We start from the raw sequence: 23,841 nt of genomic DNA on the forward strand, positions 1-23,841 counted from the left end.
CTGCTACTGGCGTTCGGGAGGGTTCGCGGGAGGGCGCCCCCGGCGCGCGATCGGCTTGGCCTCGCCCGGCAGTCGGCCCGCCTCCGCGAGGGCGCGTCGCAGCAGGAACTCGATCTGCGCGTTGGCCGAACGCAGCTCGTCGCCGGCCCACCGTGCGAGCGCCTCGTACACCGACGGGTCGAGCCGCAGCAGTACCTGCTTGCGCTGCGGCCGACCTTGAGGGGGCGAGCCCCCGGAGGGATCCGTCACTGGTAGAGCGTCCCGGTGTTGAGGACCGGCTGCGGGGACCTGTCGCCGCACAGCACGACCATCAGGTTCGACACCATCGCCGCCTTCCGCTCTTCGTCCAGCTCCACGATGTCCCGCTCGGAGATCCGCGCGAGCGCCGCCTCGACCATGCCCACCGCCCCGTCGACGATCTGCCGCCGGGCCGCGACGACCGCTCCGGCCTGCTGTCGCTGGAGCATCGCGGAGGCGATCTCGGGAGCGTACGCGAGATGCGTGAAGCGCGACTCGATGATCTGCACGCCGGCCGCCTCCACGCGCGCGTGCAGCTCGAAGGCGAGCTTCTCGGTGATCTCCTCGGCGTTGCCGCGCAGCGACAGGCCGCCCTCGTCATGGGCGTCGTAGGGGTACTCGATGGCGATGTGCCGCACGGCCGCCTCCGTCTGCGTGGCCACGAACTCGAGGTAGTTGTCCACCTCGAACGTCGCCTGTGCGGTGTCCTCGACCTTCCACACCACGACCGCGGCGAGCTCGATCGGGTTGCCGTAGGCGTCGTTGACCTTGAGGACGGCCGTCTCGTGGTTGCGGACCCGGGTCGAGATCTTCGTGCGGGACGTGAGGGGGTTCACCCAGCGCAGCCCGTCCGTCCGGATCGTCCCCCGGTACCGCCCGAAGAGCTGGACGACACGCGCCTCGCCCGGCGCGACCATGTTCAGCCCGCACATGGCCAGGACGGAGGCGATGAGGACCAGGATGCCGACGATGATCAGCGCCGCCTTGGCGCCGGCCCCGGAGACCGCCCCGGCGCTGACGAGCAACCCCGCGCCGAGCAGCAGCCCGACGAGGCCGAGCAGCAGGGCGAGCCCGCCGCTGATGCTGTGCGCCGTGAACTCCCGCACGCGCGGTGCGGGCATCTCGGGTATGTCGGCGGCGACGTCGGATGTCGCGTCGTTCTTGTCGTTCGGCATGGATGGTCCCCCGTCCAACTGATGGCTTTGGTCTATCTAAGTGATATCACTTTACCCCGTTCGAGCAACCCTATGCCTCCCTCGGCCGTCGGTTCCGTTGGGACAGGTGCTGATTGTCACGTCCGTAAAAGACCGGATCGGCAGTCCTTTGTCACAACTTCCGGTGTTAGCTTTCTGAGCTGACCCGAGCGGCGAACCCGTGTTGCAGGCGTGCACACAAAAGCGAAGCGGAGCGGAACGGACCCATGGGACGAGCGGAAGAGAGACGAGCACGGCAGCGCGGTGGCCGCCGCGCCGCCCCCCGGCGTTCGTCCGGGCCTCCGTCGAACACCGGGGGCAGCCCGTCGGCCACCGTCGTCGGCACACCGTCGGACGCGGTCGGCGGCCGGGCCGCGGCCCGCCGGGCGGCCAAGGGCAGGGGCAACGGCAGGAGCGGGGACGGCAAGGGCCGAATACGCCGGCTGTTCACCTGGAAGAAGATGCTGGGCACGTTCCTCGGCACGTGCCTGCTCGCCATCGGTGCCTTCGTCGCCCTGTATCTGTACGTGGACATCCCGAAGGACAACGCCGCCGCCCAGGCCGCCCGGCGCCAGAGCAACATCTACAAGTTCAGCGACGGCTCGACCCTGGCCCGCGACGGCAAGGTCAACCGCGAGATCGTGGCTCTGTCCAAGGTGCCGAAGGAGGTCCGGAACACCTTCGTCGCCGCTGAGAACAAGTCCTTCTACAAGGACAACGGCATCGACCTGAAGGGCACGGCCCGCGGTGTGCTCAACACGCTGATGGGCAAGGGCGCGCAGGGCGGTTCGACGATCACCCAGCAGTACGTCAAGAACTACTACCTCAGCCAGGAACAGACCGTCAGTCGCAAGCTCAGGGAGATAGTCATCTCCTTGAAGGTCGACCGCGAGATGTCGAAGGACGAGATCCTGGCCGGCTACATCAACACCAGCTACTACGGCCGCAACGCCTACGGCATCCAGGCCGCCGCCCAGGCCTACTACGGCGTCGACGCCGACAAGCTCAAGGTCGAACAGGGCGCCTATCTCGCCGCGTTGCTGCAGGCGCCGAGCCAGTACGACTGGGAAATCGCCTCCGACACCGGCAAGGAGCTGGTCACGGCCCGCTGGAACTACGTCCTGGACAACATGGTCGAGGAGGGCTGGCTGGACAAGACCGAGCGCCAGGGCATGAAGTTCCCGGTTCCCAAGCCGCCGAAGCCCGCCGCCGGACTGGAGGGCCAGAAGGGCTATCTGGTCGGGCTCGCCAACCGTCAGCTGGAGGACCAGCTGATGAAGGAGCAGGGCCTCAGCCGCTCCCAGGCCGAAGCGGCCGTCGTCGACCAGGGCTGGACCATCACCCTGAACATCGACAAGAAGAAGCAGGCCCAGCTGGAGAAGGCCGTCAAGGCGCAGCTGACGAGCAAGCTGGACGCGAAGAAGCGCAAGGTCGACGCGGACATCCAGGCCGGCGCGGTCTCCGTCGATCCCAAGACCGGCAAGGTCGTGGCGCTGTACGGCGGGGTGGACTACTTCGAGCACTACACGAGCAACGCGACCCGCACGGACTACCAGCCCGCCTCCACGTTCAAGCCGGTGATCCTGGCCGCCGCGCTGGAGGAGAACGCCGAGACCAGGTCCGGCAAGCCGATCACCGCGAACACGATCTACGACGGCACCAGCAAGCGGCAGGTCCTGGACAGCGACGGCGACAAGGTCGGCTTCGCCCCCGAGAACGAGGACGACGAGAACTACGGCGACGTCACCGTCCAGACGGCGATGAACAAGTCCATCAACTCCGTCTTCGCGCAGATGGGCGTCGACGTCGGCATGAAGAACGTCATGGACGTGGCCGGCAAGCTCGGCATGGACGTCGCCGACGAGCAGGCCGTACCCGCCCAGACCCTGGGCACCATGGGCGCGAGCCCGCTGCAGATGGCAGGCGTGTACGCCACCCTGGACAACCACGGACAGAAGGTCACACCGAGCATCATCAAGACGGCCGAGCACAACAGCCAGGCGGTCGAGATGCCGAACCCGGTCGGCGAGCAGGTCATCAGCCGCAAGGTCGCCGACACCGTGACCTCGGTGCTGACGGGCGTGGTCGACGACGGTACGGCCCGCAGGTCCGTGGCGAACAACCCCGAGCGCGACGGCCAGAAGGTCGCCGGCAAGACGGGTACGTCCGACGACAACAAGTCGGCCTGGTTCACCGGCTACACGCCCGACCTGGTCACCTCGGTCGGCCTGTTCGGCGAGGACGACAAGACCCACGCCCAGACCAAGATGTACGGCGCGGGCGGCGAGGAGCGCGTCAACGGCGGTGACTTCCCGGCGGAGATCTGGGCGGCGTACATGTTCGGCGTGACGAAGCCGGACGCCAAGTTCGACCTCGACACCGACCAGGGCGCGGCGGTCCAGCCGACCTGGACGCCGACACCGACCCAGGAACCGACGACGCAGGAGCCGACGGAGGAACCGACGACTCAGAAGCCGACGGAGACGCCGACGACGCAGGAGCCGACGGAGACGCCGACGACGCAGGAGCCGACGGAGGAGCCGACGACCGAGCCGCCGACGCAGGAGCCGACGACCGAACCGACGGACGACATCACGTTGGACCCGGTCAGACCCGGAAACGACCAGTAGGACAGCGCCCCTGAAAGGGGCGCGGGGAACTGCGCGACCAGCCACGACGCACAAGCAGTCGGCGGTCCGCAGTTCCCCCCACGGCGCTCAGCCGCGATTCAACTCGAACCAGACGACTTTCCCGGTACTCAACCGTGTCGCTCCCCACCGCCGGGCCAGCCGGTTCACCAGGTACAACCCGCGACCACCTTCATCCGTGGCCCGGGCCTGCCGCAGCCGCGGCAACTGCGGCACGTCGTCACCGACCTCGCACCGCAGCACATCGGTCCGCAGCAGCCGCAGCGTCACCGGCCGCGAGGCATACCGCACCGCGTTGGTGACGACCTCGCTGACCAGCAGCTCGACGGAGTCGGTGAGTTCCTCCAGGCCCCATCGGGCCAGCGCACGCCGGGCCAGCCGCCGGGCACGGCCGGGCGCCGCATCCTCCGGCTCCAGGAACCAGTACGCCACGTCGCTGGGCGCGATCCCGTCGAAGCGGGCGGCGAGCAGCGCGATGTCGTCGTCCCGGTCACCCGGGCCGAGCATGTCGAGGACCTCGTCGCACAGGGCTTCCAGGGGCGGCGGGTGGTCCGGGCCGGTGAGCTGCGCGGTGGCGGCGAGCTTCTCGCGCAGCTGCTCTATGCCGGTCCATACGTCGCGCAGCCGGGACTCGACCAGGCCGTCGGTGTAGAGGAGCAGGGTGGCTCCGGCCGGCGCGTCCAGCTCCACCGCCTCGAAGTCGACGCCGCCGACGCCGATGGGGGCGCCCGCGGGGACGCGCAGCACCTCCGCGCGACCGCCCAGGTGGAGCAGGACGGGCGGCGGATGGCCGGCGTTGGCGATGGTGATGCGGTGCGATACCGGGTCGTAGACCGCGTACAGGCAGGTCGCCATCCGGTCGGTGCCCAGGCGCTGGGCCTGTTCGTCGAGGTGGTGCAGGACCTCCTGCGGGGGCAGGTCGAGGCCGGCGAGGGTCTGCGCCGTGGTGCGCAGCTGGCCCATGATCGCGGCGGACGTCATGGAGTGGCCCATGACGTCGCCGACGACCAGGGCGACGCGGCTGCCCGGCAGGGGGATCGCGTCGTACCAGTCGCCGCCCACCCGGGCCGTCTCGGCCGCCGGGAGGTAGCGGGAGGCCAGCCGTACGCCCGTCGGACGCGGCAGTGTCTCCGGCAGCATGGTGCGCTGCAGCTCGTCGGCGATGTACGCCTCGCGGCCGTACAGCACCGCCTTGTCGATGCCGAGCGCGCTGTGCGTGGCGAGCTGGGCGGCGACCAGGAGGTCGTCGGGCTCGAAGGCGATGCGGTCGGGGCGGCGCAGGAAGACCGCGGCGCCGATGACGCGGCGGCGGCCGCGCAGCGGGGCGAGGATCGCGCGCTGGCCGTCGGGGATGATCAGCTGGCCGTCGTCGCCGAGGAGTTCGGGCAGGGCGGCGCGGGCGGCCGGCGCGTCGGCGAACACGGGACGTACGCCGCGCAGCACCTCGGCGAGGGCGCCGCCTGGCCGCACCTCGCACAGTTCGGCGGTGAGGGAGGACAGTTCGGCCAGTTCGGCCGGCTCCGGCGGTGTCTGCGCGGGCAGGAAGCCGCCGCCCTCGGTGTCCCGCTCCTCCGGGATGCGGTCGGTGCGGCGCAGCCGCAGCACGACGGGCCCCGTGGGCCGTTCGTCGCCGACCGGCAGCGGGTCGCGCAGGTAGACGAGGATCGCGTCGGAGAAGGTCGGCACGGTCGCCCGGCACAGCCCCATCACGATCTCGTCCAGGTCGATGCCGCGCGCGATCCGCCGGGTGGCGGCGCCCACGAAGCGCAGCCGGTCACCGTCCCGCCGCATCGGCGTGGGCCGGCCGGGTGGCAGGCCCTGCCCGGTGCGCCGCTCGGCGGACGCCTGCGACTGCTCGGTGCCGGGCTGGGGCGGTATGGCCTCCGGTACGGGGCGCGGCCGGTGCGTGTCGGGCTCGGCGGCGACGGAGGGCTGCGAGTGCTCGGGGCCGTTGCCGGCGATGACTGGGGGCTCCTTGCTCGGGCCGGACGGCGTGGTGGTGCCCGGCGTGGAAGGGGTCTCTCCGGTGCGCGCCTGCACGGGTAAGGCGGAACCGCCGCCAGGGGTGTGCGACGGCGTGGAGTGCGTCGTCGACGGTGTCGAGGTACGCACGAGCGCCCCGCGGGGCTCCGCGGGGTCGACGCCCGTCTCGGGGCGTTCGAAGGAGGTCGGCTGCTCCGTCACGCCTTTCGAATCCATCCGTCCGGGGCTGCGCGCCGCGCGTGCAGTTCGTCCCGCCGAAACTCCGATACCCGGAATACGTGCCCCAGGAACGGAATTCCCGCGTGGCCAGAGGCAGTTCCTGTGCCGCCGGTGGAGCGTCTGCTCGTCCCGGCGTTGCCCTGGTAACCCTCGCTCACGTCCTGCCGCCCCTCGGTGACGATCGGTCAAGCCCGGTGCGCACTCCGGCCGTTGCCCTTGCGCGCCCTTGCGGAGGACGATCCTACGTTTGTTGCCCGGGGGCGCATCAAGGGTCTCACGAGGACTGGTGCGCGGGCGTGCGATCCCAGTCCTCAGGCAAAGAAGGTACAGCCCAGGAGGGATCCGGGCGCCAGTGCGGCCAGCCGTCGGCGAACGGCGGCCCCCACGCCCGGATCACCTCCACCGCGTCGTGCCCCGCCTCCCGCACCCGCGCGGCGACCCGTTCGTCGATCAGTCCGTCCCGCTGGGCCTGCGCGAACTCGTCCTCGTCACGCCAGTGCCAACTGCGGTCCGGGTGCACGGAGATGTCGAGGAAGTGGTCCTCGGAGTCCACCCCGCCCGTCCAACGGGCCAGCGGCTCCTCAAGGTTCACGTACCAGTTCTTGAACTCCCACCCGGGCTCCCAGAACAGCCACACCGACCACGGCTCACCGGGCCGCGCGAGTTTCAGCACCCCGGTCCCGAACCAGCGGTCGCGCTGGACGGACCGCGGCTTGGTGTACCGGGTCTCAAGGGGTTCCAGGTGCACGGAGGTTCCGTCGGCGAGCACCGGCTTGACGCACTCCGTGCCCGGAGCCAGCCATACGGCGAGGAGCTCGTCGTCGTCCCGCACGACCGTGACGGGGCGCGCGATGTGGAAGCGACGGCCCGCGTTCTCCCGGTACCGCCACAGGATCTGTGTCCCGGGCGCCCAGAAGCCCGTCGACCCGCCCGCTTTCACTTCCGTCGTCACCGCTCCACCGTCTGCCATGAACAGATATTAGGTGCCACGGGCATACGACGCTGCGGCACGTGTCATGGTTCACGCCGCGCTGGGCGTTCTTGCGACGACTGGTTACGGCCGTGTCATCCGCAGGACATCAAGGGCCTCGTCCAGCTGCTGAAGTGTGAGGTCACCGCGTTCCACGTACCCGTTCTCCAGGACGACTTGGCGAATGGTCCGCCGCTGCGCCAGCGCCTTCTTGGCGACCTTGGCGGCCTCCTCGTACCCGATGTACTTGTTGAGCGGCGTGACCACGGAGGGTGACGACTCGGCGTACTCCAGCGCCCGTTCGCGGTGCGCGACGATGCCGTCGACGGTGCGGTCGGCCAGCAGCCGGGAGGCATTGGCGAGCAGCCGGATCGACTCCAGGACGTTCTTCGCGATGACCGGAAGCATCACGTTCAGCTCGAAGTTGCCGGCGGCTCCGGCGGTGGCCACGGTGGCGTCGTTGCCGACGACCTGCGCGGCGACCATCAGTACGGCCTCCGGAATGACCGGGTTGACCTTGCCGGGCATGATCGACGACCCCGGCTGGAGGTCGGGCAGCGAGATCTCGGCGAGCCCGGTGCGCGGCCCGGACGCCATCCACCGCAGGTCGTTCGCGATCTTCGTCAGTCCGACCGCGATCGTCCTGAGCTGCCCGCTGGTCTCGACGATGCCGTCCCGGGCGCCCTGCGCCTCGAAGTGGTCGCGCGCCTCGGTGAGCGGCAGCCCGGTGGCGCGGGCCACCTCCTCGATGACGGCGGCGGAGAAGCCGGGCGGCGTGTTGATGCCGGTGCCCACCGCCGTGCCGCCGAGGGGGAGTTCGGCGAGGCGGGGGAGGGAGGCGTGCAGCCGCTCGACGCCGTACCGGATCTGGGCGGCGTACCCGCCGAACTCCTGGCCCAGTGTCACGGGCGTGGCGTCCATGAGATGGGTCCGCCCCGACTTCACGACATCGGCGAACTCCTCGGCCTTGCGTTCCAGGGAGGCGGCGAGGTGCTCCAGGGCCGGGACGAGATCGCGGGTGACGGCGGCGGTGGCGGCGATGTGGATGGAGGACGGGAAGACGTCGTTGGAGGACTGCGAGGCGTTGACGTGGTCGTTGGGGTGGACGTCCCGTCCGAGCCGCTCGGTGGCGAGCGTGGCGATCACCTCGTTGGTGTTCATGTTGGACGAGGTGCCGGACCCGGTCTGGAACACGTCGATGGGGAAGTGCTCGTCCCACCGCCCCTCGGCGACCTCCCGCGAGGCCTCCTGGATGGCCTCGGCGACCTCCTTGTCGAGCACCCCCAGCCGTGCGTTCACCTTGGCGGCGGCGCCCTTGATGCGGGCCAGGGCCTCGATGTGGGCGCGCTCGATGCGCTGGCCGGAGATCGGGAAGTTCTCGACGGCTCGCTGGGTCTGCGCCCGCCACTTGGCGTCCGCCGGGACCCGGACCTCGCCCATGGAGTCGTGCTCGATGCGGTAGTCGCTCATACCTGGGTAAGCGTGGGGGGCGACGCGGTTGTTCCTGCGCTGCGGCCATTCGTGGCTCGCTCGGGGAGTCTCGCCCGTCCCTGGGGGCTGCCGCCCCCAGACCCCGCTTCGGCCCGAAGAGCCTCGTCCTCAAAAGCCGGACAGGCTGAATTCAGCCCCTCCGGCGTTTGAGGAGCGGGGTCTGGGGCGGAGCCCCAGAAGGACGGGAAGGGTAGGGGCGGCGGGGGCGAAAACCGTCTCCGCCGCGCCCCAGGTGCTACGCCAGCCCCGGCCCCCGCACCGGAATCGACGTGAACGTCGGCGCCGGCGCCGGGTCCTGGAAGAAGTCGTTGCCCTTGTCGTCGACCACGATGAACGCCGGGAAGTCCTCGACCTCGATCTTCCAGACGGCCTCCATGCCGAGCTCCTCGTACTCGACGACCTCGACCTTCTTGATGCAGTCCTGGGCGAGACGGGCGGCCGGGCCGCCGATGGAGCCGAGGTAGAAGCCGCCGTGGGTGCCACACGCGTCGGTGACCTGCTTGCTGCGGTTGCCCTTGGCCAGCATCACCTTGGAGCCACCGGCGGCCTGGAACTGCTCGACGTAGGAGTCCATGCGGCCGGCCGTCGTCGGGCCGAAGGAGCCGGACGCGTAGCCCTCGGGGGTCTTCGCCGGCCCGGCGTAGTACACCGGGTGGTCCTTCAGGTACTGCGGCATCTCCTCGCCCGCGTCCAGCCGCTCCTTGATCTTGGCGTGCGCGATGTCACGGGCCACGACCAGCGGACCGGTGAGCGAGAGCCGGGTCTTCACCGGGTACTTGGTGAGCTCCGCGAGGATCGACTCCATCGGCTGGTTGAGGTCGATCCTCACCACGTCCGAGGACTCGTCGAGGTGCTCGTCCGTCGTCTCCGGCAGGAACCGCGCCGGGTCGGTCTCCAGCTGCTCCAGGAAGACGCCCTCGGCGGTGATCTTCGCGACGGCCTGCCGGTCGGCGGAGCAGGAGACGGCGATGGCGACCGGGCACGAGGCCCCGTGTCGCGGCAGCCGCACCACACGCACGTCGTGGCAGAAGTACTTGCCGCCGAACTGCGCCCCGATCCCGATCTTCTGCGTCAGTTCGAAGACCTTCTCCTCCAGCTCCTTGTCCCGGAACCCGTGCCCGAGCGGCGAGCCCTCGGCCGGGATCTCGTCCAGGTAGTGCGCGGAGGCGTACTTCGCGGTCTTCAGCGCGTACTCGGCGGACGTACCGCCGACGACGATCGCCAGGTGGTACGGCGGGCAGGCGGCCGTACCCAGCGAACGGATCTTCTCCTCCAGGAACTTCATCATGGAGGCCTCGTTCAGGACGGCCTTCGTCTCCTGGTACAGGAACGACTTGTTGGCCGACCCGCCGCCCTTGGCCATGAAGAGGAACTTGTAGGCGCCGCCGTCGGTGGCGTACAGCTCGATCTGCGCGGGCAGGTTCGAGCCGGTGTTCTTCTCCTCCCACATGGTGAGCGGAGCCATCTGCGAGTAACGCAGGTTGAGGTTCAGGTACGCGTCGTAGACGCCGCGCGACAGGGCCGCCTCGTCGCCGCCCTCGGTCAGCACGTTCTGCCCGCGCTTGCCCATCACGATCGCCGTACCGGTGTCCTGGCACATGGGCAGGACTCCCGCCGCCGCGATGTTCGCGTTCTTCAGCAGGTCCAGCGCCACGAACTTGTCGTTGCTCGACGCCTCGGGGTCGTCGATGATGCGGCGCAGCTGGGCCAGGTGGGCGGGGCGCAGGTAGTGCTGGATGTCGTGGATGGCCTCCTCGGCCAGCTTGCGCAGCGCCTCGGGCTCCACCTTGAGGAACGTCCGCCCGTCGGCCTCGAAGGTGGAGACACCTTCGGAGGTCACCAGCCGGTACGGGGTGGTGTCCTCTCCCATGGGGAGCAGATCGGTGTACGCGAACTCAGGCATGTCGCCCATTCCTCACTAAAAAGACAGCGCGGCTGGCCTCCGTCGGCAGCGTCCACCAGCGTAGAACCTGCCGCTGACGGCGAGCTTGTGAGGTAAGGCTCAGTTCGAAGACGGGAGGGCGGCCCGGCGAGGGGGTATCGCGATCTATCGTGTTTGGGTACGCTGCTGCCGTGGACCTTCAGAAGCAGACCGCGCCCGCTGCCGGCGCCGAGCTCCGCGCCTCCGACGCCGACCGTGACCGGATCGCCGACATCCTGCGCGACGCCCTGGCCGAGGGCCGCCTCACCGCCGACGAGCACGCCGAACGCGTCGAGGGCGTGCTGGCCGCCAAGACGGTCGGCGAACTGGACGTCTTCATACGGGACCTGCCGGCCGCCCACCAGCGCCGCGCACCCCAGGCGCCGCCCTTCGGTCGTCCGGCCCCCGTCGCGATACCGGCCGACCCCGACGAGAACGTGGTCGCGGTCTTCAGTGGCGCCGTCCGCAAGGGCCGCTGGCGCGCGGGCCGCCGTATCCACGCGTACGCGATCTTCGGCAGCGTGGAGATAGACCTCAGCGAGGCCCTCTTCGAGTACCAGCAGGTCGTGATCCGCGCGATCTCGTTCTGTGGCAGCGTCGAGGTCCGCGTCCCCGAGAACGTCTCGTTGCGCGGCGCCGGCGGCGGTGTGCTCGGCGACTTCACGGTGGACTCGCTCGACGCGGAGGACCGCGAGGCGCCGGTGGTCCACGTCGACGGCTGGGCCGTGCTCGGCAGCATCGAGGCCAGGCCGAAGCGGGGCAAGCTCGTCGCCGACATCCTCGATCGGGTGCAGCGCAACATCGACAAGGGCACCAAGGGTTTGCGCAAGCATCTGGATCATTGACGGTTGCGAATCGGACCGGCTCCGTCCCGGCTCAACGGCCGTCCGGGGAGCCGCAAGGCGACGCGCGGCACACCCCGAAATCCAGCGGTTCGGAACTGCCTGCATAGGCACGCGTACAGCGGGTAGACCTTGCTGCATCGTCTCTCGCTCGCGAAGCCGTCGTCAGGAGTAGACCGTGCTGCAACCGCCGCATTCGTCCCTGCAGGTAGCTGCCGTTCCGGCCCAGCGGGTGCCAGTGCGAGACAGGGACCAAGACGCCCCATGGCACACAGAGGCCGTGTGCCGCCGCGACGAGGCCGGCCTGTTCTTCGCCCCATCCAAGGAGCCCACCGCGGCCCGCCTCTCCCGTGAGGAGGCGGCCAAGCGGGTCTGCGCCCGCTGTCCCGTCATGGTCGAGTGCCGCGAACACGCCCTCCTCCAGCCCGAGCCCTACGGCGTCTGGGGCGGCCTTACGGCAGCGGAACGCCGCGTGGTCCTGGCGAGGCGCAGGCGCCGCGAAATGGAACTGAAGAAGGCGGCGAGGGCGACGAACCAGATAGCGCAGGCAGGCTGAGGAGCAGAAAAACGCTGGGCGCCCCCTCCGCACCGGGGGCGCCCAACGTCTTTGAGGGGCGCGGGGCCGGGCCGATTCGCGGCTTTGCCGCGTGGGCTCGACCGGCCACGAATCACCCGCGGCCGCCGACGGTCCGCAGTTCCCTCATCTCTTGGGCGTACTGGGCGCTACTTCGCCCTGTCGAAGTCGATCGCGCTGTAAGCCCGCAGCTTGCTCAGCCGGTGCTCGGAGTCGATCCTGCGCACCGTCCCCGACTTCGACCGCATCACGATGGAGTCGGTGGTCGCGGTCTCCGACCGGTACCGCACGCCGCGCAGCAGCTCACCATCGGTGATCCCGGTCGCGACGAAGAACACGTTGTCCCCGGCGACCAGGTCGTCCGTCAGCAGCACCCGGTCCAGGTCGTGCCCCGCGTCGATCGCCCGCTGCCGCTCCTCGTCGTCCTTGGGCCACAGCTTGCCCTGGATGGTCCCGCCGAGACACTTCACGGCGCACGCCGAGATGATGCCCTCCGGCGTACCGCCGACACCGAGCAGCATGTCGACCCCGGTGCCCTCACGCAGCGCGTAGATCGACCCCGCCACGTCACCGTCGGAGATCAGCTTGATCCGCGCTCCGGCGTCCCGGATCTCCTTGATGATGCCCTCGTGCCGAGGCCGGTCGAGGATGACCACGGTGACGTCCTCGGGCGTCGACCGCTTCGCCTTGGCGACCCGGCGGATGTTCACGGACACGGGCGCGTTGATGTCGACGAAGTCGGCGGCCTCGGGGCCGGTGACGAGCTTGTCCATGTAGAACACGGCGGACGGGTCGAACATGGACCCGCGGTCGGCCGCGGCCAGCACGGAGATCGCGTTCGGCATGCCCTTCGCGGTCAGCGTGGTCCCGTCGATCGGGTCGACGGCGATGTCGACCTCGGCCCCGGTCCCGTCGCCGACCCGCTCCCCGTTGAAGAGCATCGGCGCCTCGTCCTTCTCGCCCTCACCGATGACGACGACGCCGTTCATCGACACGGTGTGGACGAGGGTCCGCATGGCGCGCACCGCGGCGCCGTCGGCGCCGTTCTTGTCGCCGCGGCCGACCCAGCGGCCCGCGGCCATCGCCGCGGCCTCGGTCACACGGACCAGTTCCAGAGCGAGGTTGCGGTCGGGGGCTTCGCTGGGTACTTCGAGCTCGGACGGCAAATGATGATGATTCTCGGTCATCGGAGCGCACCTTTCTGATACGACGACGGCCGGATGAGGGTGACGGCCCTGACTCTATCCTCGGGCGGACAGAATGAGCAGGGGGCCCCACGGATGAGCAGACCAGGGCACCTGCGACGATAGGGGGCGTGGCAGGTTCGAACGGCAAGCAGAAGTCGGTCCGGAACATGGTCCTCTCCCTCGGAGTGACCGTGCTCGCGGCGGGGGTCATCTATCTCTTCGTCCCCCATGAGGACGGCGCTCCCGACCTCCCGCGGGTCGACTACCGCGTGGAGCTGCTGACGGCCCGCCGCGCGGCGTCGTACGCGGTGGCCGCGCCCGAGGGCCTGCCCGACTCCTGGAAGGCGACGTCCGTGCGCTTCAAGGGCGACGACTTCGACGCCTGGCATCTCGGCTACCACACCTCCGGCGGGGACTACGTGCAGGTCGAGCAGTCGACCGAGAAGCCGTCGACGTTCCTGGAGGAGGCCACCCGGGGCGGGCGGGCCACCGAGGTCACCGAGGAGATCGGCGACCGGACGTGGACGCGGTACACGGGCGGCCGCTACGACGCGCTCGTGCACCAGGAGAAGGGCGCGACGACCGTGGTGGCCGGTACGGGGTCGTTCGAGCAGCTGACGCAGATGGCGAAGGCCCTGAGGACGGAGTGACCGCACAGGGCCCCCAGGGCAAGGGGCATGGCGAAGGCCCCCGGCGTTGTCGCCGGGGGCCTTCGTCGTGCGCGGCCGGGTTGCGCGCGCTCGAATGTGCGGGGTCGGTCAGACCGTGGTGACGACCTGGTCGAACTCCAGACGCGGGGAGCGCGGGTACCAGGCGTCCGGGCCCGGCTTGCCGATGTTGACGACCATCAGCGGGGTGTGGTCGTCGTCCAGGAACTCCTTGCGGACGCCCTCGAAGTCGAAGCCGGTCATCGGGCCGGCGGCCAGCCCGGCGGCGCGGACGCCGACGATGAAGTAGGCGGCCTGCAGGGCGGCGTTCAGCCCGGCGGCGTTCTCGCGGGCGGGGCGCTCGCTGAAGAAGAGGTCCTTGGCCTGCGGGAAGGCCGGGAAGAGGGCCGGCAGCTCCTCGTGGAACTCGTTGTCCGCGGACAGGATCGCGACCAGCGGGGCACTGGCGGTCTTGGCCTGGTTGCCCTCGGCCATGTGCCGCACCAGGCGCTCACGGGCCTCGGCGGAGCGGACCAGGGTGATGCGCAGCGGGGTCTGGTTGAAGGCGGTGGGGCCGTACTTGACCAGGTCGTAGATCGCCTGGACCTGCTCCTCGGTCACCGGCTCGTCGGTGAAGGTGTTCGCGGTGCGGGCCTCGCGGAACAGCAGGTCCTGGGCGGCGGGGTCAAGGACGAGAGACATGCGTGAACCTTCTCGGGTCGGGCGTCGGGTTGGCCGTCGCGTCGCGTTTGTACGTCGCGTTGTCCGTCGTGGCTAAACGGACCGGGGGCCGGTTTCGAGTTCGACGGTACGCGAGACAAGTTCAAGGTTCAACAAATGCCGGGGTGTCGTGATCTGCTTCACAGCTCAGCCAGGGCGTCACTGGCGGGACGAGCCGCCCTCGGCCTCTTCCCGCTCGGCCTCGGCCTCCTCGGCGAGCGCCGCGTCCAGCCGGGCCCGCGCCCCCTCCAGCCAGCGCCGGCAGACCTTGGCCAGCTCCTCGCCCCGCTCCCAGAGCGCGAGGGACTCCTCCAGCGTCGTACCGCCCGCCTCCAGCCGTCGTACGACCTCGATCAGCTCGTCCCGAGCCTGCTCGTAGCCCAGTGCCTCTTCCGCCTTGCTGGTCATTCGCCCACCCTATGCATCGGTTCGTGCGTCACTTCGTGTGTCGGTTCCTGCGCCGGTTCCCGCATCGGTTCCTGTGTCGATGCGCGCCTCGACGCGTACCGAGAACTCGCCCTCGGCGACCCGTGCCCGCAGCGCCTCGTCCGCCGTCACCTCGCCCGGGTCACGGACCACGTGCCCGTCGGCCTTCTGCAGGACCGCGTACCCCCGCTTCATGGTCGCCGCAGGGGACAGGGCCACCACGCGCGCGTGCGTGTGCGTCAGCTCCGACTCGGCCCGGTCGAGGAGGTGGCCGAGGCAGCGGCGGCCGCGGTCGAGGAGGGCGGCCACGTGATCGGCGCGTTCGTCGATCATCCGGTGCGGATCCTCCATCGACGGCCGCGCGAGGGCATGGGCGAGCCCGCGTTCCTCCCGCTCGACGAGCGCCTCGACACACCGCCGGGCCCGGTCGCGCAGCAGCCGTACGCGCTCGTACTCCTCGCCCACGTCCGGTACGACCTTCTTGGCGGCGTCGGTGGGGGTGGAGGCGCGCAGGTCGGCGACGTGGTCGAGGAGGGGGTTGTCGGGCTCGTGCCCGATGGCGGACACGACGGGGGTGCGGCAGGAGGCGACGGCCCGCACGAGCTGTTCGTCGGAGAAGGGCAGCAGGTCCTCGACGCTTCCGCCGCCACGGGCGACGATGATCACGTCGACGTCGTCCATCTCGTCGAGCTCCTTCACCGCCTGCACGACCTGCGGGACGGCGTGCACGCCCTGCACGGGGACGTTGCGCACCTCGAAGCGGACGGCCGGCCAGCGGTGGCGGGCGTTCTCGAGCACGTCGCGTTCGGCGGCGGAGGCGCGGCCGCAGACGAGGCCGATGAGCTGGGGGAGGAAGGGGAGCGCCTTCTTGCGCTCCGGCGCGAACAGCCCCTCGGCGGTGAGGGCCTTCTTCAGCATCTCCAGCCGGGCGAGCAGTTCGCCGACGCCGACGGGCCTTATCTCGGTGGCGCGCAGGGAGAGCTGGCCGCGGGGGGCGTACCACTCGGGCTTGGCGAGTACGACGACGCGGGCGCCCTCGCTCACGACGTCGGCGACGGAGTCGAAGACCTGCCGGTAGGCCGTCACGCTCACGGAGATGTCGTACGACGGGTCGCGCAGCGTCAGGAACACGACGCCGGCGCCGGGGCGTCGGGACAGCTGGGTGATCTGTCCCTCGACCCAGACCGCTCCGAGCCGGTCGATCCAGCCGCCGATGAGCCGCGACACCTCACCTACGGGCAGGGGGGATTCGGGCGACGTGTTCACAGCCATGCGCCGAGCGTAACGGCCGCCGCCGACATCGCCGGGCCGGCGGTCGGGTGCGGGCCGGGAGGGTTTCCTCGCCCCCGCCGCCCCTACCTTCCCGTCCCTGGGGGCCTGCGGCCCCCAGACCCCCGCTTCGGCCCGAAGGGCCTCGTCCTCAAACGCCGGACGGGCTGAAACGAGCACGCAACGCGGGCCCCCGCCGTCGCCCGCGCCCCCACCCCTCACAGCCCCCCACCCCTCTCGCCACCAACCCGTCACCCGCGCGATCTTCTCGCCCCCGAACGCACCCTTACGATGGGACGCATGACTGCTTCGCCTGGCCGCCGTGTCCTGCTCGCCGCCCCCCGTGGCTACTGCGCGGGTGTGGACCGCGCCGTGATCGCCGTCGAGAAAGCCCTGGAGCAGTACGGCGCTCCGGTGTACGTCCGGCACGAGATCGTCCACAACAAGTACGTCGTGCAGACCCTGGAGAAGAAGGGCGCCATCTTCGTCGAACGGACGGAGGAGGTGCCCGAGGGGAACATCGTCATGTTCTCCGCGCACGGCGTGGCCCCCGTCGTCCACGAGGAGGCCGCCCGCGGCAAGCTCGCCACCATCGACGCGACCTGCCCGCTGGTCACCAAGGTCCACAAGGAAGCCGTCCGCTTCGCCAACGAGGACTACGACATCCTCCTGATCGGGCACGAGGGGCACGAGGAGGTCATCGGTACGTCCGGTGAGGCCCCGGAGCACATCCAGCTCGTCGACGGTCCGGGCGACGTCGCCAAGGTCGAGGTCCGCGACGAGTCGAAGGTCGTCTGGCTGTCGCAGACCACCCTCTCCGTGGACGAGACCATGGAGACCGTCGACGCGCTGAAGGAGAAGTTCCCGCAGCTCATCTCCCCGCCCAGCGACGACATCTGCTACGCCACACAGAACCGCCAGCTCGCCGTGAAGCAGATGGGTGCCGAGGCCGAGCTGGTCATCGTGGTCGGCTCGCGCAACTCCTCCAACTCCAAGCGCCTGGTCGAGGTCGCCAAGCTGGCCGGCTCGCGCGAGGCCTACCTCGTGGACTTCGCCAGCGAGATCGACGAGGCCTGGCTGGAGGGCGTGACGACGGTGGGCGTCACCTCCGGCGCGTCCGTCCCGGAGGTGCTGGTCGAGGAGGTCCTGGAGTGGCTCACCCAGCGCGGCTACGGCGACGTCGAGCTGGTCAAGGCGGCCGAGGAGTCCATCACCTTCTCGCTGCCCAAGGAGCTGCGCCGCGATCTGCGCGAGGAGGCGGCGGCGCTGATCGCCGAGCGCACGGGGGCCGCCGGCCCCGGTGACTCCGTCGGCTCCGGGGAGTGACCGTCAGTCCCGCGTCGTAACGTAGAGCCATGCAGATCTTCGGCTTGGACATCGGTGGATCCGGGATCAAGGGCGCCCCGGTGGACCTCGACAGGGGCGATCTCGCTCAGGAGCGTTTCAAGGTGCTCACTCCGCACCCGGCCACGCCCGACGGGGTGGCCGACGGTGTGAAGGAGGTCGTCGAGCACTACGGCTGGACAGGGCCGGTCGGGCTCACCTTCCCCGGCGTGGTCACCGGCGGTTCCACGATCCGCACGGCGGCGAACGTCGACAAGAGCTGGATCGACACCGACGCGCGCGCGTTGTTCAGCGCGCGCCTCGGCGGCCTCCCGGTGACGGTGGTCAACGACGCGGACGCGGCCGGCGTCGCCGAGATGCACTTCGGCGCGGGCCGCGACCGCCGGGGCACCGTGATCCTCCTCACCTTCGGCACCGGCATCGGCAGCGCGCTGTTCGTCGACGGCGCCCTGGTCCCCAACACCGAGCTGGGCCACCTCGAACTGCACGGCCACGACGCGGAGAAGAAGGCCTCCAGCAAGGCCAAGGAGGACGAGGAGCTGACCTGGGAGCACTGGGCCCACCGGGTCCACAAGTACCTCGCCCATGTCGAGATGCTGTTCTCCCCGGAGCTGTTCATCATCGGCGGCGGGGTGAGCCGCAAGTCCCACAAGTTCCTGCACTACATCGAGGGCATCAAGGCGGAGATCGTCCCGGCCCAGCTGCAGAACAACGCGGGGATCGTGGGGGCCGCGATGCACGCGGCGGAGAAGGACGGCTAGCGGCACAGCCGGGAGAACGCCGGGAGGGCAGCCGGCCGGCGGTCACGGCGACGACCGGCGGCGGGCGGCCGCCCTGCGTGCGATCAGGCGGACCTTTCGTACGGTCACGACGAGACCGGCGATCAGCGTCCCCCCGTACAGCCATCCGGCCTGGGTGGCGAGGGCGGTGAAGATCCCCATCAGGTGGCCGCTGATTCCCCCGCCGTTGTCGGCCACCGGAACCAGCCCCACGGCGAACGCGATCGGCAGCACCACCGGCGCGGTCACCAGGTCGCCCCCGCGCACCCAGACGGCGGTCAGTACGCACACCGGCAGGAACAGCACGCTGTACACCGTGAGCGACGCCCCGAAGAGTAGTGCGTCGAGGTAGCCGAGCAGCATCATCACCGCACCGCAGAACAGACCGCCGCCCAGACCGGTGAGCCGGGGGTTGGGAAACCGGCGGGGCGCCTGCGGCTTGGGGGACGGCCCGGGCCGCCGTACGGCCGCCGCCGGGGCCGTACCCGAATCCGGGCGGCGCTGGGCGACGGGCCGGGTGGAGCGGGCGGGCCGGTCGGAGGCCGCCGCTCGGGAGGGGCGGGCGGCGAGCCGGGCCCCGGAGGACCGGGCCGCGGCCGGCCGGGACGACCGGGCAGGCCGGCCGGACCGAGCCGAACCACTCCCTCCGCGGCCCAACCCGCCCTCGCCGTGACCCGCCCGACGTTCGCCCCGCTCCACCCTGTCCCCGTCCCTGTCCCCGTCAGTCGGCATTGCGCCCTGGCCCGACGCGAATCCGCCCGCACCCCGCGTCAACCGCGGGGCGACTCGTACCCGGCAGGTCGCGTCCTGTCCTGCTCCACTGGACCAACCTAGGTCGGTTTATGTGCTGAATCGCCCGTCAGACACACCTTGGGGCCGACCTTGGCCAGGTGTTCGATCGGGCGCCGGGGCCGCGCCCGATACGCCGTAGACTGGTGGATCGGCCCGTGCGTCTGCATCATCTGCACCGAAGATCGAAGAAGGACCGGGCCCCAGCCCAGCCCCTGAACTCCTCTCACGTACGGGAAGTCGCAACGTGTCGCTCACGATCGGAATCGTCGGTCTGCCGAATGTCGGCAAGTCGACCCTGTTCAACGCCCTGACCAAGAACGACGTGCTGGCGGCCAACTACCCGTTCGCCACGATCGAGCCGAACGTCGGTGTCGTGGGTGTCCCGGACGCCCGCCTCACCAAACTGGCCGAGATCTTCTCCTCCCAGCGCATCCTCCCGGCGACCGTCGACTTCGTCGACATCGCGGGCATCGTGCGCGGCGCCTCCGAGGGCGAGGGCCTGGGCAACAAGTTCCTGGCGAACATCCGTGAGTCCGACGCGATCTGCCAGGTCATCCGTGCCTTCAAGGACGAGAACGTCGTCCACGTGGACGGCAAGGTCTCGCCCAAGGACGACATCGAGACGATCAACACCGAGCTGATCCTCGCCGACCTCCAGACCATCGAGAAGGTCCTGCCCCGGCTCCAGAAGGAGTCGCGGATCAAGAAGGACGTCGCTCCGAAGGTGGCGGCGGTCGAGGCGGCGAAGGAGATCCTGGAGAAGGGCGACACGCTGTTCTCCGCGGGCATCGTCCAGGGTTCGGGCAACGAGGAGCTCCTGCACGACCTGCACCTGCTCACCACCAAGCCCTTCCTCTACGTCTTCAACGTCGATGAGGAGGAACTGGTCGACGAGGACTTCAAGAACGAGCAGCGCGCCCTCGTCGCCCCCGCCGAGGCGATCTTCCTCAACGCCAAGCTGGAGGCGGACCTCGCCGAGCTCGACGAGGAGGACGCGATGGAGCTCCTGGAGTCCGTCGGCGCCGAGGAGCCCGGCCTCGCCACCCTCGCCCGCGTCGGCTTCAACACCCTCGGCCTGCAGACCTACCTCACGGCCGGTCCCAAGGAGTCCCGCGCCTGGACGATCAAGAAGGGCGCCACCGCCCCCGAGGCCGCCGGCGTCATCCACACCGACTTCCAGAAGGGCTTCATCAAGGCCGAGGTCATCTCCTTCGCCGACCTGGTGGAGACGGGCTCGGTCGCGGAGGCCCGCGCGAAGGGGAAGGCGCGCATGGAGGGCAAGGACTATGTGATGCAGGACGGGGACGTCGTGGAGTTCCGCTTCAACGTGTAGCGGCTGACATATCACCACGTCGCCGATCTGGCAGACATGCAGGTCAGAGAGGGTCCGGCTCTTCGGGGTCGGGCCCTTTGTTTTTTCCCGTGCTGGGATGGTGCTGGGATAGCTGACCTCTTGTCACCTGTCGTCATCCCTGGTCATCCGTACCGTGCTGGGATCGTGCTGGGATGGGATGAGAAGCCCGTGCTGGGTTTTGGGCAGTGATCTGCTCGGTGCGCGGGGTGGGCGGGAGAGGTTTCATCCACACGTCTTCTTCACGACCCTGGGATGCCACAAGGATTCGGGCGTGGCACTTTTCCTACTCGTTTGACACACTCGGGGTATGGGTGAGACGACGTACAGCATCGGGGAAGGTCCGGCGACGCGGGTGAGCCTGTCGCTGCCCGAAGGGACCGCGGAGGCGATCCGGGCGCGGGTGGGGAAGCGGGAGTTCTCCGCGTTCATCACCGCGGCGGTCGAGCGTGAGCTGCGCGGGCAGGTTCTGGATGAGTACCTGGCGGACTACGAGAGCCGCAAGGGGCCGGTCTCCGAGCCGGCGCGGCAGCGGGCGCGGCAGGTCTTCGACGAGGTGTTCGCCGCGGAGGCCGAGTGGCCCGCCGCAGGCTGAGTCATGACGGGACGCTGGTCCTCGACAGCGAGGGACTCTCGAGGCTACTCGCCGACGACGAGCAGGTGGTGGCTCTGATCGCTGAGGCGCGCTCGCGCGGCATGGAGGTCGTGATCAGTGCGCTCACCATCATCGAAGCGGTCCATGCCCGTACGAACAAGTCGCGCCTGAACTGGGTGCTGTCCGGGCTGCGGGTCGCCCCGGTGGGTGACGAGGAGGCGAGGGCGGCCTCGAGGTTGCTGATGAATGCCGGGTTGCACGGGCACAAATGCGCGATCGATGCGGCCATCGCCGAGGCTGCGCTGCGACAGCATCGCCCCGTGGTCATGCTGACTTCCGATATCGACGACATGGCCAAGCTGTGCGGTGAGCGGGTCCGGCTCGTGGCGGTGTGAGCTCCCCTGGTCGGCTTTCTGCCTTTCGACGGTTGGTCAGTGAGTGGCGGTGGAGCTCGAAGTATTCGGCGGATCTCCGGTTTCGGTAACCGGCAATCCGCCGCTATGGTGCCGCTCTTCCGCCTCGTGGTGAATTCCGTAGGTCGCGGGCGGAGCCAAGCCTCAGTAGGAGCGGGGCCCGTAGGGGCTCCAGTGGCCGAGGAAGGGCTTGAGGTCGTCGCCGCTGGGCTTCGGCGGTGTGGGCAGGGGCGCCGCGGACCTGGCGCGAGTCGCCGGCACAGGAGCCGAGACCCTCGAGCTGACCGGCGACAAAACCCAGGATGCGAAGGCGATCGCTGCCGCCCTGGACGGCCGCAGTCCCGAGCTGGTGTTCGACTATTTGTGGGGCACGCCTGCCGAATCGGCCTTCGAGGCCCTGCACAGCATCCCCGGCGCGGCACCCACCAACTATGTTGAGATCGGCTCCGTGGCCGGCGAGGACGCTGCTGTACCCGCCTCCCTCCTGCGCAGCCGTCCGTTCCGGCTGTCCGGCAGCGGCATCGGCTCCTTCCCGGTGGACCGCTACCTCGTCCAGGGCGTGGCCTATCTGCAGGTCCTCGCGGACGGAAAGATCACTGTCGACGCCACCACCTACCCGCTGGAGCAGTGCACTGACGCCTGGAACGCCGGGCCTGGACCTCGCGCCGTCCTGACCGCCGGCTGACCGACCGGATCCTGCCCGGTTCGTATGCCTCCATAGTGGATACGGTGTTGCTGTTATGGTGCTGGCCGAGGAGGTGGACGTTCAGTGGCAGCAGCTGGTCCTACGCGAGCGACCACGGCATCGGCTCGGCGCCCGGGGCGTCCGCCCGTGCCGCTGGAGCGCATCGTCTCCACCGCACTGCAGATCGTGGACGATGAAGGGGCCGACGCTCTCTCGATGCGGACGCTGGCCCAGCGCCTGGGCTCGGGCACGGCGACGCTGTACCGGCATTTCGACAACCGGGCAGCGCTGGTCGCCCATGTCGTGGACCGCATGTTCGGCGCCGTGGAACTGAAGGGCGACGAACTCCTCGCGATGGGCTGGCAGCAAGCGCTGCGGACGGTCGCGCACACCATGTTCGAGGCCCTGGCCCGGCACCGGAACGCGGCGCGCCTGATGGTCGAAGAGATTCCCCTGGGGCCGAACGCCATGGCGCTGCGGGAGAACTGTGTCGCGGCGCTGCTCGACAGCGGCTTCCCGCCGCGACTGGCCGCGCACGCCTTTGCCACCCTCTCCCGCTACGTCCTCGGATTCGCCATACAGGTCAACGGTCACGGTGGCGGCGGCGGGCAACTCGACGACGCACAAGTGTCCTCCGTCTTTCAGAGCGTCGATCCAGCCTTGTTCCCGGCAACGGTCACCGTCGCCGGGTCGATGCCCGTTCCGATCGAGGACGAGTTCTCCTTCGGACTCGAACTCCTTCTCAGCGGGCTTGCCCACCTGCGCGACGACGCCTGACCAGTCAGGACGATGCGAACCTGAGGCCGCCCGCCCGCGGAGTCATGTCGGTCGGCATGGAGCGAGGCTGTCAGGGACTCGTGATCGACCCGCCGGCCCCGGCCAAGGGCGAATGCGCCGCACTGTGGACGAAGGGGCTCTGGTGAAGGCAGGCGGACCGTGCGGTCGCGGCTTGAGCCCCGCGCGGCGGTCCGAAGCCGTCCCCGTCGGCCGGCTCTTCGAGGTGAAGTCACGGCTCGGGGCAGCATTGCTTTCCGGGCGAAACCGCCGGAGCTGTCCATCCGTGGAGGCGTGGACTCGATCCGCAGCGCTTCAGGCGAACAAGGCCGCGAGGTATGAGGCGACAAGCACCGCGCACACGGCGGCGGGCGCGAATTTGGCAACCGGGTCGCCCTTGCGCAGGTGTACGACCACAGCTCCGGCGAGCAGCAGGAGAAGCCCGGCTCCCGCGAGGCCGCCGAGCGGCGGCATGGCGAGGCCGAGCGCCACGCCGGCGGCTCCTGCCAGTTGCAGCACGCCGATGCGGCGGTAGGCGGCGACGGAGAAGCCGGTCTCGGCGGCTAGCTCGCGTGCCTTCGGCAATGCGAGTGCATTGAGCACCCCGATCCCTCCGAAGATCAGGGCGATGGCGCAGGCGAGGGTGATGGTGAGGATCATGAGGTATCTCCAGGGTGCCGGCGTCATGGCGGCGTGGGCGTCAAGGGTGACGGCCTGATGGCGGGCGGGTCTTCACGAGACCGTTATGGGATGTGTCGGGCGCGGTCGAGTTGCCGGCCGGGTGCATCGCTCGGCGCCCAGATAGGCGATTTGGTCGATCGATGCAGCGGTTCAGCCTAGCGCAATAACGGAAACGGTGTAACCGTTATGATGGTCGGCTTCGGAGTGAGTTTGCGGTGTCGTGGGCGTAACGACATTCACGCAGCCAGTGCCTGTCGCCAGGTTGTATGTGGAGGGCCGGTCGGCTGCCATTGGCATCCCGTATTCGTGAACTCCCCGA

Annotated in this window: 23 protein-coding genes; 11 read left to right on the plus strand and 12 right to left on the minus strand. The window is 69.7% G+C overall.

Annotation, left to right across the window (positions count from 1 at the left end):
• Window positions 1–3 precede the first annotated feature (3 nt).
• Both EJ357_RS29705 and EJ357_RS29710 read right to left on the minus strand, forming a co-directional pair.
• On the minus strand, window positions 4–249 hold the full coding sequence (locus EJ357_RS29705; RefSeq protein WP_126394670.1) for a hypothetical protein: 246 nt from the start codon (window positions 247–249) through the stop codon (window positions 4–6).
• Window positions 246–1,193, minus strand: a complete 948-nt coding sequence (locus tag EJ357_RS29710) for an SPFH domain-containing protein (protein WP_126394672.1) — start codon at window positions 1,191–1,193, stop codon at window positions 246–248. The genes EJ357_RS29705 and EJ357_RS29710 overlap by 4 nt, the downstream gene beginning before the upstream one ends.
• 245 nt (window positions 1,194–1,438) lie before the next feature.
• On the opposite strand from EJ357_RS29710, the gene EJ357_RS29715 reads away from it, so the two are divergent.
• Window positions 1,439–3,841 carry a transglycosylase domain-containing protein gene (locus tag EJ357_RS29715; RefSeq protein WP_126394674.1) on the plus strand — a complete coding sequence of 801 codons (2,403 nt, stop codon included), beginning with the start codon at window positions 1,439–1,441 and terminating at the stop codon, window positions 3,839–3,841.
• 87 nt (window positions 3,842–3,928) lie between these two features.
• On the opposite strand, the gene EJ357_RS29720 is transcribed toward EJ357_RS29715, so the two are convergent.
• The 4 genes from EJ357_RS29720 to EJ357_RS29735 form a co-directional block, all read right to left on the minus strand.
• Window positions 3,929–6,058 carry an ATP-binding SpoIIE family protein phosphatase gene (locus tag EJ357_RS29720; RefSeq protein ID WP_175647569.1) on the minus strand — a complete coding sequence of 710 codons (2,130 nt, stop codon included), beginning with the start codon at window positions 6,056–6,058 and terminating at the stop codon, window positions 3,929–3,931.
• Between the two features lie 277 nt (window positions 6,059–6,335).
• On the minus strand, window positions 6,336–7,031 hold the full coding sequence (fomD, locus tag EJ357_RS29725; protein ID WP_175647570.1) for a cytidylyl-2-hydroxypropylphosphonate hydrolase: 696 nt from the start codon (window positions 7,029–7,031) through the stop codon (window positions 6,336–6,338).
• 84 nt (window positions 7,032–7,115) lie between these two features.
• Window positions 7,116–8,501, minus strand: a complete 1,386-nt coding sequence (locus tag EJ357_RS29730) for a class II fumarate hydratase (RefSeq protein ID WP_126394677.1) — start codon at window positions 8,499–8,501, stop codon at window positions 7,116–7,118.
• A 256-nt stretch (window positions 8,502–8,757) separates the two neighbouring features.
• The gene (locus EJ357_RS29735) at window positions 8,758–10,425 is read right to left on the minus strand and encodes a fumarate hydratase (protein WP_175647571.1); all 1,668 of its coding nucleotides are present in this window, start codon (window positions 10,423–10,425) and stop codon (window positions 8,758–8,760) included.
• Window positions 10,426–10,595: 170 nt separating this feature from the next.
• On the opposite strand from EJ357_RS29735, the gene EJ357_RS29740 reads away from it, so the two are divergent.
• Both EJ357_RS29740 and EJ357_RS29745 read left to right on the plus strand, forming a co-directional pair.
• Window positions 10,596–11,288 (plus strand): DUF1707 SHOCT-like domain-containing protein, encoded by a 693-nt coding sequence (locus EJ357_RS29740; protein WP_126394681.1) that lies wholly within the window; start codon window positions 10,596–10,598, stop codon window positions 11,286–11,288.
• 175 nt (window positions 11,289–11,463) lie between these two features.
• A complete protein-coding gene (locus tag EJ357_RS29745; RefSeq protein ID WP_126394683.1) occupies window positions 11,464–11,841 on the plus strand; it encodes a WhiB family transcriptional regulator in 378 nt (125 codons plus the stop codon).
• 167 nt (window positions 11,842–12,008) lie between these two features.
• On the opposite strand, the gene glpX is transcribed toward EJ357_RS29745, so the two are convergent.
• The gene (glpX, locus tag EJ357_RS29750; protein ID WP_126394684.1) at window positions 12,009–13,046 is read right to left on the minus strand and encodes a class II fructose-bisphosphatase; all 1,038 of its coding nucleotides are present in this window, start codon (window positions 13,044–13,046) and stop codon (window positions 12,009–12,011) included.
• A gap of 128 nt (window positions 13,047–13,174) precedes the next feature.
• On the opposite strand from glpX, the gene EJ357_RS29755 reads away from it, so the two are divergent.
• Window positions 13,175–13,696, plus strand: coding sequence for a DUF4245 domain-containing protein (locus EJ357_RS29755; protein ID WP_126394686.1), 522 nt, complete (start codon window positions 13,175–13,177; stop codon window positions 13,694–13,696).
• Window positions 13,697–13,804: 108 nt separating this feature from the next.
• Here EJ357_RS29755 and EJ357_RS29760 read toward each other — a convergent pair whose 3' ends face one another.
• The 3 genes from EJ357_RS29760 to xseA form a co-directional block, all read right to left on the minus strand.
• A complete protein-coding gene (locus EJ357_RS29760) occupies window positions 13,805–14,395 on the minus strand; it encodes a malonic semialdehyde reductase (protein WP_126394687.1) in 591 nt (196 codons plus the stop codon).
• Between the two features lie 177 nt (window positions 14,396–14,572).
• Entirely contained in the window at window positions 14,573–14,821 is a 249-nt protein-coding gene (locus EJ357_RS29765) for an exodeoxyribonuclease VII small subunit (RefSeq protein WP_126394689.1), read from the minus strand.
• 9 nt (window positions 14,822–14,830) lie between these two features.
• Window positions 14,831–16,111, minus strand: a complete 1,281-nt coding sequence (gene xseA, locus EJ357_RS29770; protein ID WP_228472647.1) for an exodeoxyribonuclease VII large subunit — start codon at window positions 16,109–16,111, stop codon at window positions 14,831–14,833.
• A 288-nt stretch (window positions 16,112–16,399) separates the two neighbouring features.
• On the opposite strand from xseA, the gene EJ357_RS29775 reads away from it, so the two are divergent.
• Both EJ357_RS29775 and ppgK read left to right on the plus strand, forming a co-directional pair.
• A complete protein-coding gene (locus tag EJ357_RS29775; RefSeq protein ID WP_126394691.1) occupies window positions 16,400–17,434 on the plus strand; it encodes a 4-hydroxy-3-methylbut-2-enyl diphosphate reductase in 1,035 nt (344 codons plus the stop codon).
• A gap of 29 nt (window positions 17,435–17,463) precedes the next feature.
• A complete protein-coding gene (gene ppgK, locus EJ357_RS29780; RefSeq protein ID WP_126394692.1) occupies window positions 17,464–18,213 on the plus strand; it encodes a polyphosphate--glucose phosphotransferase in 750 nt (249 codons plus the stop codon).
• A gap of 42 nt (window positions 18,214–18,255) precedes the next feature.
• Here the strand turns inward: ppgK and EJ357_RS49580 are convergent, their stop codons facing one another.
• The gene (locus EJ357_RS49580) at window positions 18,256–18,963 is read right to left on the minus strand and encodes a DUF6542 domain-containing protein (RefSeq protein ID WP_407698424.1); all 708 of its coding nucleotides are present in this window, start codon (window positions 18,961–18,963) and stop codon (window positions 18,256–18,258) included.
• Between the two features lie 304 nt (window positions 18,964–19,267).
• On the opposite strand from EJ357_RS49580, the gene ychF reads away from it, so the two are divergent.
• The 5 genes from ychF (at window position 19,268) to EJ357_RS29810 (ending at window position 22,844) form a co-directional block, all read left to right on the plus strand.
• Window positions 19,268–20,356, plus strand: coding sequence for a redox-regulated ATPase YchF (gene ychF, locus EJ357_RS29790; RefSeq protein ID WP_126394694.1), 1,089 nt, complete (start codon window positions 19,268–19,270; stop codon window positions 20,354–20,356).
• A gap of 328 nt (window positions 20,357–20,684) precedes the next feature.
• On the plus strand, window positions 20,685–20,969 hold the full coding sequence (locus EJ357_RS29795) for a hypothetical protein (RefSeq protein ID WP_126394696.1): 285 nt from the start codon (window positions 20,685–20,687) through the stop codon (window positions 20,967–20,969).
• Window positions 20,951–21,364, plus strand: coding sequence for a DNA-binding protein (locus EJ357_RS29800; protein ID WP_126394698.1), 414 nt, complete (start codon window positions 20,951–20,953; stop codon window positions 21,362–21,364). Before EJ357_RS29795 ends, EJ357_RS29800 begins: the two co-directional genes overlap by 19 nt.
• 208 nt (window positions 21,365–21,572) lie before the next feature.
• Window positions 21,573–22,067: a hypothetical protein gene (locus EJ357_RS29805; RefSeq protein WP_175647572.1), complete on the plus strand. Its 495-nt coding sequence runs from the start codon at window positions 21,573–21,575 to the stop codon at window positions 22,065–22,067.
• 147 nt (window positions 22,068–22,214) lie between these two features.
• Window positions 22,215–22,844 carry a TetR/AcrR family transcriptional regulator gene (locus EJ357_RS29810; RefSeq protein WP_126394702.1) on the plus strand — a complete coding sequence of 210 codons (630 nt, stop codon included), beginning with the start codon at window positions 22,215–22,217 and terminating at the stop codon, window positions 22,842–22,844.
• 312 nt (window positions 22,845–23,156) lie between these two features.
• Here the strand turns inward: EJ357_RS29810 and EJ357_RS29815 are convergent, their stop codons facing one another.
• The gene (locus EJ357_RS29815) at window positions 23,157–23,501 is read right to left on the minus strand and encodes a DoxX family protein (protein ID WP_126394704.1); all 345 of its coding nucleotides are present in this window, start codon (window positions 23,499–23,501) and stop codon (window positions 23,157–23,159) included.
• Window positions 23,502–23,841: the final 340 nt, after the last annotated feature.

It is taken from the genome of Streptomyces cyaneochromogenes, from assembly GCF_003963535.1.
Classification (GTDB): Bacteria; Actinomycetota; Actinomycetes; order Streptomycetales; family Streptomycetaceae; genus Streptomyces; species Streptomyces shaanxiensis.